Source organism: Curtobacterium sp. Curtsp22, assembly GCF_059492135.1.
Window position 1 is genome coordinate 1,254,298 of sequence record NZ_CP168519.1, and the last position, 16,604, is coordinate 1,270,901.

General features: G+C 69.6%; 14 protein-coding genes and 2 tRNA genes. 7 read left to right on the forward strand and 9 right to left on the reverse strand.

From position 1 onward, the window contains the following. Positions 1–257: 257 nt before the first annotated feature. On the forward strand, positions 258–2,852 hold the full coding sequence (gene valS / locus ACEN8D_RS05910; protein ID WP_413399306.1) for a valine--tRNA ligase: 2,595 nt from the start codon (positions 258–260) through the stop codon (positions 2,850–2,852). 65 nt (positions 2,853–2,917) lie between these two features. Next, entirely contained in the window at positions 2,918–3,169 is a 252-nt protein-coding gene (locus tag ACEN8D_RS05915; protein WP_071301756.1) for a hypothetical protein, read from the forward strand. An 88-nt stretch (positions 3,170–3,257) separates the two neighbouring features. Here ACEN8D_RS05915 and ACEN8D_RS05920 read toward each other — a convergent pair whose 3' ends face one another. Continuing rightward, positions 3,258–4,094 (reverse strand): alpha/beta fold hydrolase, encoded by an 837-nt coding sequence (locus tag ACEN8D_RS05920; RefSeq protein ID WP_413399308.1) that lies wholly within the window; start codon positions 4,092–4,094, stop codon positions 3,258–3,260. Between the two features lie 121 nt (positions 4,095–4,215). Between ACEN8D_RS05920 and ACEN8D_RS05925 the strand changes: the two genes are divergently transcribed. Together ACEN8D_RS05925 and ACEN8D_RS05930 are read left to right on the forward strand one after the other, a co-directional pair. Continuing rightward, positions 4,216–4,809 (forward strand): TetR/AcrR family transcriptional regulator, encoded by a 594-nt coding sequence (locus tag ACEN8D_RS05925; protein WP_413461649.1) that lies wholly within the window; start codon positions 4,216–4,218, stop codon positions 4,807–4,809. Between the two features lie 88 nt (positions 4,810–4,897). After that, entirely contained in the window at positions 4,898–6,925 is a 2,028-nt protein-coding gene (locus tag ACEN8D_RS05930) for a M3 family metallopeptidase (protein ID WP_092384030.1), read from the forward strand. Positions 6,926–7,225: 300 nt separating this feature from the next. On the opposite strand, the gene clpX is transcribed toward ACEN8D_RS05930, so the two are convergent. Then, the gene (clpX, locus tag ACEN8D_RS05935; RefSeq protein ID WP_022907244.1) at positions 7,226–8,506 is read right to left on the reverse strand and encodes an ATP-dependent Clp protease ATP-binding subunit ClpX; all 1,281 of its coding nucleotides are present in this window, start codon (positions 8,504–8,506) and stop codon (positions 7,226–7,228) included. Between the two features lie 215 nt (positions 8,507–8,721). Here clpX and ACEN8D_RS05940 point away from each other — a divergent pair, with 215 nt between their 5' ends. Both ACEN8D_RS05940 and ACEN8D_RS05945 read left to right on the forward strand, forming a co-directional pair. Continuing rightward, positions 8,722–9,447: a YcnI family copper-binding membrane protein gene (locus tag ACEN8D_RS05940; protein ID WP_413461269.1), complete on the forward strand. Its 726-nt coding sequence runs from the start codon at positions 8,722–8,724 to the stop codon at positions 9,445–9,447. After that, positions 9,444–10,151, forward strand: coding sequence for a copper resistance CopC family protein (locus ACEN8D_RS05945; RefSeq protein ID WP_413398621.1), 708 nt, complete (start codon positions 9,444–9,446; stop codon positions 10,149–10,151). Before ACEN8D_RS05940 ends, ACEN8D_RS05945 begins: the two co-directional genes overlap by 4 nt. A 68-nt stretch (positions 10,152–10,219) precedes the next feature. Here ACEN8D_RS05945 and ACEN8D_RS05950 read toward each other — a convergent pair whose 3' ends face one another. From ACEN8D_RS05950 to ACEN8D_RS05970, 5 genes are all read right to left on the reverse strand, one after another. Further along, the gene (locus tag ACEN8D_RS05950) at positions 10,220–10,879 is read right to left on the reverse strand and encodes an ATP-dependent Clp protease proteolytic subunit (protein WP_070416572.1); all 660 of its coding nucleotides are present in this window, start codon (positions 10,877–10,879) and stop codon (positions 10,220–10,222) included. Positions 10,880–10,908: 29 nt separating this feature from the next. Further along, the gene (locus tag ACEN8D_RS05955) at positions 10,909–11,538 is read right to left on the reverse strand and encodes an ATP-dependent Clp protease proteolytic subunit (RefSeq protein WP_070416573.1); all 630 of its coding nucleotides are present in this window, start codon (positions 11,536–11,538) and stop codon (positions 10,909–10,911) included. A 167-nt stretch (positions 11,539–11,705) separates the two neighbouring features. After that, complete coding sequence (gene tig, locus ACEN8D_RS05960) at positions 11,706–13,013, reverse strand: trigger factor (RefSeq protein ID WP_413398622.1); 1,308 nt, start codon at positions 13,011–13,013, stop codon at positions 11,706–11,708. Between the two features lie 36 nt (positions 13,014–13,049). Continuing rightward, positions 13,050–13,126, reverse strand: a tRNA-Pro gene (locus ACEN8D_RS05965). A 58-nt stretch (positions 13,127–13,184) separates the two neighbouring features. After that, positions 13,185–13,523 carry a hypothetical protein gene (locus ACEN8D_RS05970; protein ID WP_413398623.1) on the reverse strand — a complete coding sequence of 113 codons (339 nt, stop codon included), beginning with the start codon at positions 13,521–13,523 and terminating at the stop codon, positions 13,185–13,187. Between the two features lie 54 nt (positions 13,524–13,577). On the opposite strand from ACEN8D_RS05970, the gene ACEN8D_RS05975 reads away from it, so the two are divergent. Continuing rightward, positions 13,578–13,648: transfer RNA gene (locus ACEN8D_RS05975), tRNA-Gly, on the forward strand. A gap of 16 nt (positions 13,649–13,664) precedes the next feature. Here the strand turns inward: ACEN8D_RS05975 and ACEN8D_RS05980 are convergent. Then, the gene (locus tag ACEN8D_RS05980) at positions 13,665–15,350 is read right to left on the reverse strand and encodes a glycosyltransferase (protein ID WP_413398624.1); all 1,686 of its coding nucleotides are present in this window, start codon (positions 15,348–15,350) and stop codon (positions 13,665–13,667) included. After that, positions 15,347–16,516, reverse strand: a complete 1,170-nt coding sequence (locus tag ACEN8D_RS05985; RefSeq protein ID WP_309779021.1) for a hypothetical protein — start codon at positions 16,514–16,516, stop codon at positions 15,347–15,349. The genes ACEN8D_RS05980 and ACEN8D_RS05985 overlap by 4 nt, the downstream gene beginning before the upstream one ends. Between the last annotated feature and the right edge of the window lie 88 nt (positions 16,517–16,604).

A 16,604-nucleotide genomic window follows, 5' to 3' on the forward strand; every position in this document is an offset into this window, starting at 1 on the left:
TGCTGTGTCTTGCCTTCGGGCGCCCGGCGGACGGCGACGCTGCAGTCCCTGCGAACCCCGCGTCCGCCGGACAAACTCCGACAGACTATCAGCTGCCCGGCGTGTCTGCCGGATCCGTGTGCTATTGGCCACCGGAGGGTCGGTGCGAGCCGCTACGATCGTGGGACTGCGCAGCACGCGCACACACTCAGGCACCTCATCACGGACTCGGTGCCGCACACAGCGGTCGCAGCACCGCACCGAACGGAAGGCCCGCCATGTCGAAGCCCATGCCCGAGAAGCCCACGGTGGACGGACTCGAAGACGTCTGGGGCCCGGTCTGGGAGCAGGACGGCACCTACCGGTTCGACCGCGACGCCGCCGGCGACCGCAGCAACGTCTACTCGATCGACACCCCGCCGCCGACCGCCTCGGGTTCGCTCCACATCGGGCACGTGTTCTCGTACACGCACACCGACCTCAAGGCCCGGTACGAGCGCATGCGCGGCAAGCACGTCTTCTACCCGATGGGCTGGGACGACAACGGTCTCCCCACCGAGCGTCGCGTGCAGAACTACTACGGCGTCCGTTGCGACCCGCAGCTCCCGTACGACGCCACCTTCGTGCCGCCGTTCGAAGGTGGGGACAACAAGTCGTCGAAGGCGGCCGACCAGATCCCGGTGTCGCGCCGCAACTTCATCGAGCTGTGCGAGCGCCTGACCGTGCAGGACGAGCAGCAGTTCGAGCACCTCTTCCGCACGCTCGGCCTCTCCGTGGACTGGACGCAGTCGTACCGGACGATCGACGACACCTCGCGGGCGAGCGCCCAGCGTGCCTTCCTCCGCAACCTCGAGCGTGGTGAGGCCTACCAGGCCGACGCCCCGACGCTCTGGGACGTCACGTTCCGCACGGCCGTGGCCCAGGCCGAGCTCGAGGACAAGGAGATGCCGGGCGCCTACCACGGCATCGCCTTCCACCGCACGGACGGCGGCGACGACGTCGTCATCCAGACCACCCGCCCCGAGCTGCTCCCCGCGTGCGTCGCCCTCGTCGCGCACCCGGACGACGAGCGCTTCCAGGACCTCTTCGGCACGACGGTCCGCTCCCCCCTGTTCGACGTCGAGGTCCCGGTGCTCGCGCACCACCTCGCGCAGCAGGACAAGGGCGCCGGCATCGCGATGGTCTGCACCTTCGGCGACACCACCGACGTCGTGTGGTGGCGCGAGCTGCAGCTGCCGAACCGCGCGATCATCGGGTTCGACGGTCGCGTCCGCTCCGACGAGCCGGCCTGGATCGAGTCCGACGGCGGCAAGGCGCTCTACGCCGAGATGGCCGGCAAGACCGTGTTCTCGGCGAAGAAGGTCGTCGTGGACGCCCTGACCGAGTCTGGCGAGCTGATCGGCGACGTGAAGACGATCAACCACCCCGTGAAGTTCTTCGAGAAGGGCGACAAGCCGCTCGAGATCGTCTCGACCCGCCAGTGGTACATCGTGAACGGTGCCCGCGACGAGCAGCTCAAGGCGACGCTCCGGCAGCGCGGCGACGAGATCGCGTTCCACCCGGACTTCATGCGCGTCCGGTACGACAACTGGGTCGGCGGCCTCTCCGGCGACTGGCTCATCTCGCGCCAGCGCTTCTTCGGCGTGCCGCTGCCGGTCTGGTACCCCCTCGACGCCGACGGCAACCCGGTCTTCGACCAGCCGATCGTCCCGACCGAAGCACAGCTCCCCGTCGACCCGGCGTCCGAGCCGGCGCCGGGCTACACCGAGGACCAGCGCGGTGTCGCCGGCGGGTTCCAGGGCGAGCTCGACGTGATGGACACCTGGGCCACCTCGTCGCTCACCCCGCAGCTCGCGGGCAAGTGGGAGACCGACCCGGCGCTCTACGACCTCGTCTACCCCTACGACGTCCGCCCGCAGGCGCAGGACATCATCCGCACGTGGCTGTTCACGACGGTGCTCCGCAGCCAGCTCGAAGCGGACACCGTCCCGTGGAAGCACGCGAGCATCTCCGGCTTCATCGTGGACCCCGACCGCAAGAAGATGTCGAAGTCGAAGGGCAACGTCGTCACGCCGCTGTCGATCCTCGAACAGCACGGCGCCGACGCGGTCCGCTACTGGGCGGCCTCGTCGAAGCTCGGCACCGACGCGACGTTCGACCCGCAGAACCCGAAGCAGATCAAGGTCGGTCGTCGTCTGGCGATCAAGGTCCTCAACGCCGCGAAGTTCGTCTACGGCTTCCCGCTGCCCGAGGGCGCCACGAGCGTCACCGAGCCGCTCGACGTCGACGTGCTCGCCGAGCTCGGGTCGGTCATCGACCAGGCCACCACGGCGTTCGACGGGTTCGACCACGCCCGTGCCCTCGAGGTGATCGAGCGCTTCTTCTGGACCTTCTGCGACGACTACCTCGAGCTCGTCAAGGAGCGCGCGTACGGCACCGCCTCGGACGCGACGCACGAGACCCAGGCGAGCGCGGTCCTCGCGCTCCGCGCCGCGATCGACGCGCTGCTGCGCCTGCTGGCACCGTTCCTCCCGTTCGCGACGGAGGAAGTGTGGGCCTGGACCCACGAGACCAGCGTGCACCGCGCCTCCTGGCCGACCGTGGCCGAGCTGCCCACGCAGGCCGAGCCGACGGGGCTCCTCGGGGCGGTGGGCCAGGCGCTCATCGGCATCCGCGGGGCGAAGACGGCCGCCAAGGCGTCCCAGAAGACGCCCGTGACGCGCGCCGTCGTGCAGGCCCCGGCCGAGACGCGGGCGCTCATCGAGCGCGCGGCGGTCGACCTGGCGGCCGTCGGCCGCATCGAGAACCTGTCGTTCGAGGACGGCGCGGAACTGGCCGTCACCGAGATCGAGCTGGCGGAACAGCAGGCGTAACGTCGGTCGTCCGGGCCGGGTCGCGTGTGCGATCCGGCCCGTCCACCACCGGACTGGAGGCACGGATGCAGTTGGGCAGACGCTGGAACGTGGGTGCCGAGGCACCCGGGCAACTCCCCGAGGCGATGGTCGTCGCCGTGCGGGGTGTCGAGGACGAGCTCGCGTCGGAGTCGGTCGACACGGCGGGGTGGGGCTGGACCCTGACCTTCCTCGAGGGCAAGCCGATGGTCGCGCTCGACGACGGCACCTCGATCCACCTCGACGACGCCGGTCACGCCCAGGTCACGAACCCCGACGACGCCCCCGAGGAGGACTGAGGGCGCGCCGCGCATCGCTTGGTGAGCAGAAATGGTCGGGTCCCGCTGGGGAACCCGACCATTGCTGCTCACGATGCGAGCACGCGCGCTACTTCGCGAGCCACCCCAGGAGCACCTCGTTCACCTCGGCGGTGTGCGTGGTGAGCAGGCCGTGCGGGGCGCCCTCGATCTCGACGTACTCCGCCGCGGGCAGGGCCTTGGTGAAGCGTCGGCCGGTGGCGTCGATCGGCAGGATGTTGTCCGCCGTGCCGTGCACGATGAGCGCCGGGACAGTGACCTTCGGGATGTCCTGACGGAAGTCGGTCGGCCACGTCAACGGTGCCGCGGCGGACGCGATCGCACCCGACCCGGCGGCGACGTTCCACGCGTTCCGGACGGCCTCCTCCGAGATGCGGGAGCCGAGGTTCTCCGACAGGTTGAAGAAGTCCTGGTAGAAGTTCGTGAAGTACGCGTACCGGTCCTTCTTCACGTCGGCGGCGATGCCCTCGAAGAACGACATCGGGCCGGCGCCGTCGGGGTTGTCGTCGGTGATCGCCAGGAAGGGCTCGAGCGAGGCCAGGAACGCGACCTTCGCGACCCGGTCCTCGCCGTGGCGGCCGATGTACCGGGCGATCTCGCCGGTGCCCATCGAGAAGCCGACGAGGATCACGTCGTGCAGGTCGAGGGTCGTCAGGACCGTGTGCAGGTCGTCGGCGAAGGTGTCGTAGTCGTACCCGGTCGACGGCTGCGAGGACTGCCCGAAGCCACGGCGGTCGTACGTGATGACGCGGTAGCCGGCGTCGAGCAGGGCCGGGACCTGACCCTCCCACGAGTTGCCGTCGAGGGGGAAGCCGTGGATCAGCACGATCGGCTGGCCGGTTCCCTTGTCCTCGTAGTGGAGTTCGATGTCGACGCTGTTCTCGGTCCCGACGGTGATGGCACCCATGGTCGTTCCTTCTCTGAACCTCGCGGAGAACGGTCGTTCTCCGTCGGTGTGGCTTACACTAGAGAACGGTCGTTCCCGGCGCAAGTCGAGAACGGTGAACACGCAGCGAACGGGGTACGCCATGGCAACCAGCACGCTCCCGACCGTCGACCCCGACGTCCGGGCACACATCGTCGACGTCGCCGACCAGCTCTTCTACGCGCGCGGCATCCAGTCCGTCGGCATGGACGAGATCCGCACCGGCGCCGGGGTGTCGCTCAAGAAGCTCTACGCCGCGTTCCCCGGCAAGGAGCAGCTGATCGCCGCGGTCCTCGCCGGACGCCACGACGTCTGGGAACACGGAGTCCACGGCGCGGTCGACACCGCCACCACCCCGCGTGACAAGCTGCTCGCGGTCTACGACTTCCTCGAGTCGTGGTTCGGCGACGACACCTTCCGCGGCTGCGGGTTCATCAACGCGTTCGGCGAGCTCGGGGCGACCTCCCCCGCCGTCGCCGAGATCGCCCGTGCCCACAAGGACTCGTTCCAGCGCTTCGTGCAGGACCTCGCGGCCTCGGTCGTCCGCGACCCCGCCACCGCCGAGGAACTCGCCGCCCAGCTCGCCCTCCTCGCCGAGGGGGCGCAGACCACGGCCGCGATCGCCGGGTCGACGACGCCGGCGCGGCACGCGCGGCGGGCAGCCGAGACCCTCATTGACACGGCGACGCGCGCCTGAGACGCGACCGACTCTCGGACAGGAGGCGCGGGTCGGGTCCGCACCGCGCCTCCCGTCCGACAGCGTCACCGGTCCGTAGGGTGGAGCGATGGCAACCCCGTTCGATGGACCGAGCACACTCCCCTACGCCCTCCCGCCGTTCCGCGAGGTACGGCTCGAGCACTACCGCCCCGCGTTCGACGCCGGCATGGCCGAGCAGCGCACCGAGGTCGAGGCGATCGCCGCCTCCCCCGACGAACCCACCTTCGAGAACACCCTCGTGGCGCTCGAGCGCACCGGCCAGCTGCTGGCCCGCGTGAGCCACGTGTTCTTCACGCTGTCATCGGCGGACTCGACGCCGGAGCTGCACGACCTCGAGGCCGAGGTCTCCCCGCTCCTCGCGGCGCACCGCGACGCGATCACCCTCGACGGACGTCTGTACGCACGGGTGGCGGCGGTCCGCGATTCGCTCGACGACCGGGCCGACCTCACTGACGAGGACCGTCGGCTGGTCGAGCGGACGCACACCGAGATGACCCTCGCGGGCGCGGGGCTCGACGACGCCGGCAAGGAACGGCTCACCGCGATCAACCAGGAGCTCTCCACCCTCACGACGACCTTCGAGCGGAACCTGCTCGAGGACACGAACGACCTCGCCGTGCACGTGTCGGACGCTTCGGAACTGTCGGGCCTCGACGACGGCGCCAAGTCCGCCGCCGCCGCAGCCGCTGCCGACCGGGGGCTCGACGGCTGGCTCATCACACTGCCGCTCTACACCGGGCATCCGTGGCTGTCGTCGCTGGCCGACCGCGGGCTGCGTCGGCGGATCATGGAGGCGTCGCTCTCCCGTGGCCGTCGAGGCAACGAACACGACAACCGCGACGTCCTCCTGCGCATCGTCCGGCTCCGGGCCGAGCGCGCCGAACTGCTCGGCTTCCCGAACCACGCCGCGGTCGTCACGGCCGACGAGACCGCCGGGACGCCCGAAGCCGTCGACGGTCTGCTGTCGTCGCTCGTCGGCGCGGCCGCTCGCAACGCGGACGACGAACGGGACGTCCGCGCCCGGGTGCTCGGTCACGAGGTCGAGTCGTGGGACTGGGCGTACGCGACCGAACTCCTGCGCGGTGAGCAGTTCGCGGCGGACAGCTCGGCGCTCCGCCCCTACTTCGAGGCCGACCGGGTGCTGCACGACGGCGTCTTCCACGCTGCCGGCGAGCTCTACGGCCTGACGTTCACCGAGCGCCCCGACCTGCACGGGTACAACGACGAGGTGCGGGTGTTCGAGGTGCGCGGCGCCTCCGGTGAGGAGGTCGGGCTCTACCTGCTCGACCTCTACACGCGGGACGGCAAGCGCGGCGGCGCGTGGATGAACCCCGTCGTGGAGCAGTCCGCGCTGCTCGGCACGCTGCCCGTCGTCGTGAACAACCTCAACGTCGCGAAGCCGGCCGCCGGATCGCCGACGCTCCTCATACAGGACGAGGTCGAGACGCTCTTCCACGAGTTCGGGCACGCGCTGCACGGCCTCATCGCCCGCACCACCTACCCCCGCTTCTCGGGCACGAACGTGGAGCGGGACTTCGTCGAGTTCCCGTCGCAGGTGAACGAGATGTGGGTGTCGTGGCCGTCCGTCCTGGCGAACTACGCCAAGCACCACGAGACCGGAGCGCCGCTGCCGCCGGAGCTCGTCCTGGGGCTCAGTGACTCCGCCGGCTTCAACGAGGGGTTCGCGACGACGGAGTACCTCGCCGCGGCACTGCTCGACCAGGCGTGGCACCGGCTCTCCGCCGCCTCGGCGGCTTCCGTGACCTCGGTCGAGGACTTCGAGCGGGCGGCTCTGGAATCCGCAGGCATCGCGGTCGAGGCCGTCCCGCCGCGGTACTCGTCGACGTACTTCGCGCACACGTTCTCGGGCGGGTACGACGCCGGGTACTACGGGTACATCTGGTCCGAGGTCCTCGATGCCGACACGGTGGAGTGGTTCCGCTCGAACGGTGGGCTCTCGCGCGCAGCGGGTGAGCGATTCGCGTCGAAGTTGCTCGGCGTCGGCGGGGCGAAGGACCCGCTCGAGGCGTACCGGGACTTCCGCGGGCGCGATGCCGAGGTGGGGCCGCTGTTGCGGCGCCGCGGGCTGGAGTAGGGCGGGGCGCGCTGCGCGCGCGCACGCTGCGCGCCGCCCTGCGGCGCAAGCTGCCGGCGCACAACCAAAGTCACCCCGAACCGCGCGCATGCGCGGCTCGGGGCGACTTGCGTTGTGCGCAGCGCGCCGACGCGCAGCGTCGAACCACGAATCCGACATCGAACCACCACCGAAGGCCGGTTCGACGTCGGAAACGTGGTTCGAACGTGCGCCCGGCCCGCCGCCGCGCGAGACGCCAGCTCGCGCGCGGCGCGCAGCGCGCGAAGCGAAGCGCAGCAAGCGCGCGCCGCGCGCCCTGCGCTACGCGGACTTCTCGACGCGCTTCGCCCTCGGCCGCGGAACGATCGTCGGCGCAGCGTTCTCGAGCACCGACTCGCGGGTGATCACGACGCGTGCGACATCGTCGTCCGACGGCACGTCGAACATCACCGGCCCGAGCACCTCTTCGAGGATCGCCCGGAGCCCACGAGCACCCGTCTGGCGCAACACCGCGAGGTCCGCGATCGCCTCGAGCGCACCCCGATCGAACTCGAGCTCCACCCCGTCGATCTGGAACATCCGCTGGTACTGCTTCACGAGCGCGTTCTTCGGCTCGGTCAGGATCTGCATGAGCGCCGATTGGTCGAGCTGCGACACCGTGGTCACGACGGGGAGACGCCCGATGAACTCCGGGATGAGCCCGAACTTGTGCAGGTCTTCCGGCAGGACGTCGGCGTAGAGGTCCTGCTGGTCGAGCGGGCTGTGCAAGGGTGCGCCGAAGCCGATCCCCCGCTTGCCGACGCGCGACGAGACGATGTCCTCGAGCCCGGCGAACGCCCCCGCCACGATGAACAGCACGTTCGTCGTGTCGATCTGGATGAACTCCTGGTGCGGGTGCTTCCGACCGCCCTGCGGCGGGACCGAGGCGACCGTGCCCTCGAGGATCTTGAGCAGCGCCTGCTGCACGCCTTCGCCCGAGACGTCACGAGTGATCGACGGGTTCTCGGCCTTGCGCGCGATCTTGTCGACCTCGTCGATGTAGATGATGCCGGTCTCGGCACGCTTCACGTCGTAGTCGGCTGCCTGGATGAGCTTGAGCAGGATGTTCTCGACGTCTTCGCCGACGTACCCGGCCTCGGTCAGGGCAGTGGCGTCCGCGACGGCGAAGGGCACGTTGAGCCGCTTCGCGAGGGTCTGGGCGAGGTAGGTCTTGCCGCAGCCGGTCGGCCCGATGAGCAGGATGTTCGACTTCGCGATCTCGATGTCGTCACGGTCTTCCGCTGCGGTGATCTGCCCCTGCGCACGGATGCGCTTGTAGTGGTTGTAGACCGCCACCGCGAGGGAGCGCTTCGCCGGGTCCTGCCCGATGACGTACTCCTGCAGGAAGTCGAAGATCTCGCGCGGCTTGGGGAGCTCGAAGTCACCGCTGGCGGTGTCCTCGCCGGCTTCGGCCAGTCGCTCTTCGATGATCTCGTTGCACAACTCGACGCACTCGTCGCAGATGTACACCCCGGGACCGGCGATCAGCTGCTGGACCTGCTTCTGGCTCTTGCCGCAGAAGGAGCACTTGAGCAGGTCAGCGCTCTCTCCGATGCGTGCCATGTCGGTGCCCTCCTTGGTAGACCGATGCAGGTCGACGACCTGCCCGACTCGTACCGAGCCTAATCGCAACCGGTGACACCGACCGCGACGCCGAGCCGGTTTCGCCCGGCGCGTTCGCCCAGGGCGTTCGATCCTGCTACCGTGTCCACGACTTCTCTACAAGTTGTAGAACCGCAGTCGCGGGTCGGAGAACCCGCAGTCCCGGAAGGAACCCCATGTCCAAGCGCCTCGCCGTCGTCGGCACCGCGACCCTCGGCGTCACCGCTGCGATCGTCCTCGGCACCGCGGGTGTCGCCAGCGCCCACGTCTCGGCGACGGCCACCTCGACCGCGGCGAACTCGTACACGACCGCCACCTTCTCCGTCCCGCACGGCTGCGACGGCTCCCCCACGACGAAGATCGAGTTCCAGGTGCCGGAGTCCGTCATCGAGGTCACGCCGACCGTCAACCCGAACTGGACGATCACGAAGGCCACGGCGCCGTACACGAGCCCGCCGGCCTCCGCGGACGACGAGTCCGCCGAGGACGCGGGCGAACGCGTCACGAGCGTCACCTACACGGCGAAGACCCCGCTCCCCGCCGACGAGCGCGACACCTTCGCGCTGTCCTTCTCGCTCCCGGACGGCAAGCCCGGCGACCTCGTCGAGTTCCCGGCCCTGCAGACCTGCGAGAAGGGCTCGGTCGAGTGGAACCAGGAGCAGAAGGCCGGAGAAGCCGAGCCCGAGCACCCCGCGCCCTCGATCACGCTGACCGCGGCCGGGGCCACCGACGACGACGGTGACCCGGTCGCCGCCACCCCCACGGCCGCAGCGGCAGCGGAGTCCACGCCCGCCGACCCTGACCTCGTCGGACGCTTCCTCGGCCTCGGCGGCCTGGTGCTCGGCGCAGCCGCCCTGGTCGTCGCCGTCGCCGGCACCCGCCGTCGGAGCGCCTCCAAGTGACGGAGCGCGACACGTCGACGAGGCGCGACACGTCGACGGAGCGCGTCACGTCGACGGAGCGGTCACCGCGCCTCCGGCGGGCCTGGAGGCGCGGTGCCGGTGTCGCCGCCACCCTCGCCATCGCGAGCGGTGCGGTCCTCGGCCTGGCCGGCCCCGCCAGCGCGCACAACTACATGATCGCCTCGACCCCGAAGGTCGACGGCACGCTGACCGCGCTGCCGAAGGCCTTCGAGATCACGACGAACGACAAGCTGCTCGACATCGACGACACGAACTCGGGCTTCGCCTACCGGATCGTCGGCCCCGACGGGAAGTACTACGAGGACGGCTGCCTCGACGTGGACGGCCCCTCGATGACCACGAAGGCGGCACTCGGCGCCTCGGGGAAGTACACCGTCGAGTGGCAGATCGTCTCCGCCGACGGGCACACCGTGTCCGACGAGTACCGCTTCACGTGGGACGCCCCCGCGGGGTTCACACCGTCGAAGGGCTCGTCCACCCCGCCCGTCTGCGCCACGGTCGGCAGCGCGGCGAGTGCCAGTGCCGACACCACGGGCACCGCCTCGGGCGACACCGACTCCACGACGTCCGACGCCCTCTGGATCGGTGCCGGCGGCGTCGTGCTCGTCGGGCTCGTCGTCGCGCTCCTGCTGCTCCTGCGTCGTCGCCCCGCCCCCGCGGCCGACGACACCACCGACGACTGACGGCACCACGGCACGACGAAGGCCCCGCACCGATCGGTGCGGGGCCTTCGTCGTGCGGGTCGCCGGTACTACTTGACGAGCGCCGGCAGGTTCTTGCGGCTCGTGAGGACCTGGTCGATCAGGCCGTACTCGAGCGCCTCTTCGGCGGACATGATCTTGTCGCGCTCGATGTCGTTGTTGACCTGCTCCGGCGTGCGGTTCGAGTGCTTCGACAGGGTCTCCTCGAGCCAGGTGCGCATGCGGAGGATCTCCGCTGCCTGGATCTCGATGTCGGAGGCCTGACCGCCGCCCTGCTGGACCGCCGGCTGGTGGATGAGCACGCGGGCGTTCGGGAGCGCCAGACGCTTGCCGGGGGTACCGGCAGCGAGGAGCACCGACGCCGCCGAGGCAGCCTGACCGAGGCAGACCGTCTGGATCTGCGGACGGATGTACTGCATCGTGTCGTAGATCGCCGTCATCGCGGTGAACGAGCCACCGGGCGAGTTGATGTACATCACGATGTCGCGGTCCGGGTCCATCGACTCGAGCACGAGCAGCTGGGCCATGACGTCGTCGGCCGACGCGTCGTCGACCTGGACGCCGAGGAACACGATGCGGTCCTCGAACAGCTTCGCGTACGGGTCCTGCCGCTTGTAGCCGTAGGCCGTGCGCTCTTCGAAGCTCGGCAGGATGTACCGATCAGTGGGGGCCGGGACGTTCTGCGCGCCACCGAGCATGGGGAGATGCATTCTCGTTTCCTTTTCTTCGGTGGGTGGGGTCAGGACTGGGCGTCGGGCTCGGCCGCGTCGGTGGGGGTCTCGCCGTCGCCGACGGTGCCACCACCGCCGATGACCTCGGTCGACGATGCACGGAGGTGGTCGACGAAGCCGTACTCGAGGGCTTCCTGCGCCGTGAACCAGTTGTCGCGGTCGTTGTCCTTGAGGATCTGCTCGATCGACTTGCCGGTCTGCTCCGCCGTGAGCTCGGCCATCCGCTGCTTCATGTCGAGGATGACCTTCGCCTGCGTCTGGATGTCGGCGGCCGTACCACCGAACCCACCCGACGGCTGGTGCAGGAGCACACGCGCGTTCGGGGTGATGTAGCGCTTGCCCGGGGTGCCCGACGAGAGCAGGAACTGCCCCATCGAGGCGGCGAGGCCGATGCCCACCGTGACGATGTCGTTCGGCACGAACTGCATCGTGTCGTAGATCGCCATACCGGCGGTGATCGAGCCACCGGGCGAGTTGATGTAGAGGTAGATGTCCTTCTCAGGGTCCTCGGCGGCGAGCATCAGCAGCTTGGCTGCGATCTCGTTCGAGTTGTCGTCGCGGACCTCGGAGCCGAGCCACACGATCCGGTCTCTCAGAAGGCGGTCAAAAACACTGGGGTTCAGTGTCGCTTCGGCCATGGAAAAGCTCCCGTTCAGTTGTCGCTTGTTGTCGAACTTATCGGGTGCAACGCACCACTTCTCGTCTGTTCGCTGTCGGCAATGCGGTGGTGCCGAAATACGGACGGGAGGCGCGGTGCCAGCTGGCACCGCGCCTCCCGTCCGTCGTGCTGGTGGCGTCGAGATCGTTACTCGGCGTCCTCCGCAGGCGTCTGCGCGACCCCCGCCGTGAAGGCGGAGAGGTCGACGTCGTCACCGTTGGTGTCCTTGACGGTCACCTTGGAGAGGACGGTCGCGACGGCCTTCGAGCGCGCGACCTCGCCGACCATGCCCGGGATCTGCCCGTTCTGGTCGATGACCTTGATGAACTCGCCCGGCTCCATGCCGTACTGCGCAGCGGCCTGGAGGAGGTACTGCGTGAGCTCCTCCTGCGAGACCTGGATCGCTTCCTTCTCGGCGATCGAGTCGAGGAGGATCTGCGAGCGGAAGGCCTTCTCGCTGGACTCGGAGACCTCCTTGCGGTGCTCGTCGTCCTCGAGGCGGTTCTCCTGCTCGAGGTGGCGGTGCACCTCGTCCTCGATGAGCTGCTCCGAGATCGGGATGTCGACGTCCTCGATGAGCTTCTCGACGAGCTTGTCGCGAGCCGCGGCGCCCTGACCGAAGGTCTTGGACTTCGCGATCTGCTCCTTGAGGTCCGCCTTGAGCTCGTCGATCGTGTCGAACTGGCTGGCGATCTGCGCGAACTCGTCGTCGGCCTCGGGGAGCTCGCGCTCCTTGACGGCGGTGACGGTCACGGCGATCTGGGCGATCTCGCCTTCGCGGTCGCCACCGACGAGCTTCGACTCGAAGGTGGTGGACTCGCCGGCGGTGAGGGACTCGAGCGCCTCGTCGATGCCCTCGAGCAGGTCGCCGGAGCCGATCTCGTAGGAGACGCCGGTGGCCGAGTCGACCTCGTCGTCGCCGATGGTGGCGGTGAGGTCGATCTGGGCGAAGTCACCCGTCGTCGCCGGGCGGTCGACCGTGACGAGCGTGCCGAAGCGGGTGCGCAGGTTCTGCAGCTCCTCTTCGATCTCGTCGTCCGAGACCTCGACCGCGTCGACGGTGAGCTCGTACTTGTCGTACTCCGGCAGGTCGAACTCGGGGCGGACGTCCACCTCGAAGGTGAGGACGAGGTCGCCCGTGAAGTCCTTGACGTTCGGGAGCTCGGCGACGTCGGCCTCGGCACGACCGAGGATGCGCAGCTCCTGCTCCTCCACCGCCTGGCGGTAGAAGTTGTCGATGGCGTCGCCGACGGCGTGGTTCAGGACCTCGCCGCGGCCGACGCGCTGGTCGACGATCGCCGGCGGGACCTTGCCCTTGCGGAAGCCGGGGATGTTGATCTGCTCGGCGATGTGCTTGTACGCGTGGTCGATGCTCGGCTTGAGATCTTCCGGCGTCACGTTCACGGTGAGCTTGACGCGGGTGTCGCTCACCTTGTCGACGGTGCTGGTGGCCAAGGGATGTTCTCCTGTTGGTTGACGTTCGTGTGGTCCTGGTCGGGGCGACAGGATTTGAACCTGCGACCTCCCGCTCCCAAAGCGGGCGCTCTACCAAGCTGAGCTACGCCCCGTTTGACTGGGCCAGGGGTGTCCGCGCACGCCGGTGGGGCGCATGCGACGCCGATGAGTCTAGCGGTCCCCGGGCGCGCGGTTCCCGGCAGGTTCGGAGCCGTCTTCGGCGTCGTCCTGCGCGCGTCGTCGCAGGCCCGTCCGCCACCGCACGCCGACGACGACCTGCACGCCGAGCGCGGCCACCGCGAGCAGGATGCCGGCGACGATGCGCCAGGCGTGCAGGAGCGCGTGCGCGGGCTGGGTCTGCGGGTCCCCGAACAGCTCCGGCCGCAACGAGAGGACGATCGCGGCGAGGACCACCAGCACGTAGGAGAGCACGCGCGAGCGCTTGATCCGCCGGGCGTCCCGGTCGCTCGGCGGGAGCGCGACCCGGGACGACACGGTACGTGGTGACATGTCGGTGCTCGTTCGTCCGCTACGATGGTCGGGCTGCGCCTGGTGCGTAGGCGCGGGGATGTAGCTCAATGGTAGAGCCCCAGTCTTCCAAACTGGCCACGCGGGTTCGATTCCCGTCATCCCCTCCGGTTCCCGTCCGGCTCAGGTCGTCTTCGTGAGTCCGTGCTCGGTCTTCTCCCAGTAGTGCGGGCGCGTGATCAGCTGCCAGAGGCCCTTGTACGCCGCGATCGAGTGCAGGACCCAGTAGAACGGGTTGAGCAGCGCCCACCCCATCAGGTCGAAGCGCGCACGCTTGTACGGCCCCATCATGGTCAGGTAGATCATCGTCGCGTTGCCGAGCAGGAAGTCGAGCACGCAGAGCCAGAGCACGGGCGTCGGGAACACCGGCGCCGTCCACGAGCTCGGGAGCACGAACGTCGCGATGGTGACGACGATCCCGGGCAGCATCCCGAGGAACGTCAGCGGCGTCCCCGCGATGAGCAGCGTGAACGCGGCGGCGCGGCGCACCCCGATCTCCCGGACGAGCGCGCGGGGTCGGCGGGCGTGCACGAGGGCGGTCTGCATGTAGCCCTTGATCCACCGCGACCGCTGCCGCACGAAGTTCGGGATCGACGTGTTCGCCTCCTCCATGGTCGTGGAGTTGACGACGGACACTCGGTAGCCCACGGCGGACGCACGGATCCCGAGGTCGGCGTCCTCGGTGACGTTGTAGGGGTCCCAGCCACCGAGCTCGCGCAGGAGCTCGGTGCGGAAGTGGTTCGAGGTGCCCCCGAGCGGGATCGGGAGGTTCCGGGCGTCCAGCCCGGCGAGCATGTAGTCGAACCAGTACGAGTACTCGAGTGTGAACATCCGGGTGAGGGCGTTCTCGTCGGCGTTGAAGTAGCTCAGGGCGGCCTGCACGCACACGGTGTCGGCACCGGCGCGGCCGAACGACACGAAGACCTTCTTGAGCTGGTCCGGGTCGGGACGGTCCTCGGCGTCGTAGATCACCACGTACTCGCCGCGCGCAATGGCGAGGCCGACGTTGCACGCGCGGGGCTTCGTCTGCGGCGAGCCCGGCGGGACGATGACGACGCGCATCCACGGCGGCGGGCTCGCGTCGAGGACGGCCTGGCGGGTCTCGTGGTCCTCGGCCTCCACGAGCACGAGGACCTCGAGCCGGTCCTTCGGCCAGTCGAGCACTTCGAGGTTGCGCACCAGGTCGTGCACGATGTTCGCCTCGCGGAAGACGGGCACGAGCACGGTGTACGTCGGCAGGGTCGATTCGTCGAGCGCCTCGATGTCCGCGGCCGACACCTGCTCGACGAGGTCGAACCGCGCCCCGACCATCGACACCCAGAACTTGAAGACGATCCCGGCGAGGAAGCCGAGCGAGAGGACCGCCGTCGCGATCGCGGCCGTGGTGCCCGGGGCGAGGACGAGGCAGAGGACGAACACCAGCAGGGCCGCGGCACCGCCGACCTGCTGTCCGCGCGACAGCACCGTGCGTGCCGACATCGCCGGGTTCGTGCGGGCGAGGTCGTGCGCGGCGATGTCCGCGAGCTCGTCGTCCAGCTCCCACATGATGCGCTGGCGGACGACGGACTCGTCGACGGTCCGGAGCACGACGGGCTCGCCGAACTCCTCGGTCAGCGCCGCCCGCAGCACGTCGGGGTCCGACCGACCGCTGGTGAGCACGAGCACGCCGTCACGGACCCGGGCCGAGGCGACCCAGCCCTCGTCGACGTGCCGACGGACCGAGCACCGGTGGACGGGTCGCCAGTCGGTGTCCGCGCCGCGGTGACGCGGGGCCGCCGTGGGAGCGTCGGTCGGCACGAGCGCGGTCACGAGGCCACCGCCGCGACGAGGACGTGCATCCACTCGAGGACGACCTCGCGCTGGAACGCCGCTGCCCAGGCGAGCGGGATCTGCAGCGCCGCGAGCACGGTGATCAGCACGCTCGTGGTCCGGGTCGTCGCTCGGGGCAGGATCGCCACCGCGACCGCGAGCATCGTCACGAAGGTGTTGCCAGCGGTCGCAGCCGGGATCAGGCCGATCGCGTACCCGGCGAGGATCCCGGCGAACAGGACGAACACGATCGCGATCGCCCCCGGGCGGTGCACGAGGAGGGCGAGCAGGCACCCGGCCAGCACCATGGCACCGAGCAGGAGCCCGTCGAACGAGGTGAAGAGGTGGTCCAGGACCGCCAGACGCTGGGGGTCGAGGCTCACGGTGCGCCGGAGGGCCGCGAACGGATCCCGCAGGACGAGCAGGTCGAGGACGGCCACGGAGCCGAGGACCGCGACGCTCGGGAAGACGAGGACCATCGTGTTCGCGCGCCGGAGCCCGTGCTGCCCCTGCCGGGCCACCTCGAGCAGCGGGACCGTCACGGCTGCGACGACGACGTAGACGAGTCCCATCGGGTCGAGCAGCGTCGAGAGCATGAGCGACAGCCCGGCCCGGAAGCCCGCCTGCGTGTCGCCGTAGGAGGAGAACCGCACCATGTCCGTCAGCGCGACGGCGAAGAGCGCGATGCCGAGGAAGGCCTGCAGGTCGTTCAGTGCCACGAACGCGTAGAGGGGGTTCGCCCCGAGCGCGATGGTGAACACGACGACCTTGCGCATCCGGACACCGCGCCGGAGCATCGCCTGTGCGAGGACCTGGAGGAAGACACCTGCCGCGACACCCCCGAGCACCGCGGCGCCGTGCACGCCGAACGGCAGGAACCGCAGCAGGACGCCGGAGAGCAGTGGGTAGAGCTGGCCGATCGCCTGGACCACTCCTCCGTCGAGCGCGGCGGTCGCCCGGTCCAGGGTGGCCTGGTTGCCGGTGGCCGCGAGCTGCGGAGTCGTCGCGGCGCCGACGGTGAGCAGTGCCACCGTCACGTAGGGCAGCGCGAACGCCGCGCGGAGCAGCCACCGCGTCGTGGACGCAGGGAGCGGCCGGAGGGCGGCGCGGGAAACCGAACGCGCTGGCGTCGAGACGACGATGCGTCGGGGAACCGAGACGGTCATGCGTGCTCCTTCGGGTGAGCAGACGTACGAGCCCCTCCATCCCAGTGCACGGACCGTTCCGCCGACAGACCACGAATGGGGTACAAAC

Excerpts from the sequence above, each read along its gene's own strand:
- valS (WP_413399306.1), top strand. The coding sequence starts at position 258 with ATGTCGAAGCCCATGCCCGAGAAGCCCACGGTGGACGGACTCGAAGAC.
- ACEN8D_RS05915 (WP_071301756.1), top strand. The coding sequence starts at position 2,918 with ATGCAGTTGGGCAGACGCTGGAACGTGGGTGCCGAGGCACCCGGGCAA.
- ACEN8D_RS05920 (WP_413399308.1), bottom strand. The coding sequence starts at position 4,094 with ATGGGTGCCATCACCGTCGGGACCGAGAACAGCGTCGACATCGAACTC.
- ACEN8D_RS05925 (WP_413461649.1), top strand. The coding sequence starts at position 4,216 with ATGGCAACCAGCACGCTCCCGACCGTCGACCCCGACGTCCGGGCACAC.
- ACEN8D_RS05930 (WP_092384030.1), top strand. The coding sequence starts at position 4,898 with ATGGCAACCCCGTTCGATGGACCGAGCACACTCCCCTACGCCCTCCCG.
- clpX (WP_022907244.1), bottom strand. The coding sequence starts at position 8,506 with ATGGCACGCATCGGAGAGAGCGCTGACCTGCTCAAGTGCTCCTTCTGC.
- ACEN8D_RS05940 (WP_413461269.1), top strand. The coding sequence starts at position 8,722 with ATGTCCAAGCGCCTCGCCGTCGTCGGCACCGCGACCCTCGGCGTCACC.
- ACEN8D_RS05950 (WP_070416572.1), bottom strand. The coding sequence starts at position 10,879 with ATGCATCTCCCCATGCTCGGTGGCGCGCAGAACGTCCCGGCCCCCACT.
- ACEN8D_RS05955 (WP_070416573.1), bottom strand. The coding sequence starts at position 11,538 with ATGGCCGAAGCGACACTGAACCCCAGTGTTTTTGACCGCCTTCTGAGA.
- ACEN8D_RS05970 (WP_413398623.1), bottom strand. The coding sequence starts at position 13,523 with ATGTCACCACGTACCGTGTCGTCCCGGGTCGCGCTCCCGCCGAGCGAC.
- ACEN8D_RS05985 (WP_309779021.1), bottom strand. The coding sequence starts at position 16,516 with ATGACCGTCTCGGTTCCCCGACGCATCGTCGTCTCGACGCCAGCGCGT.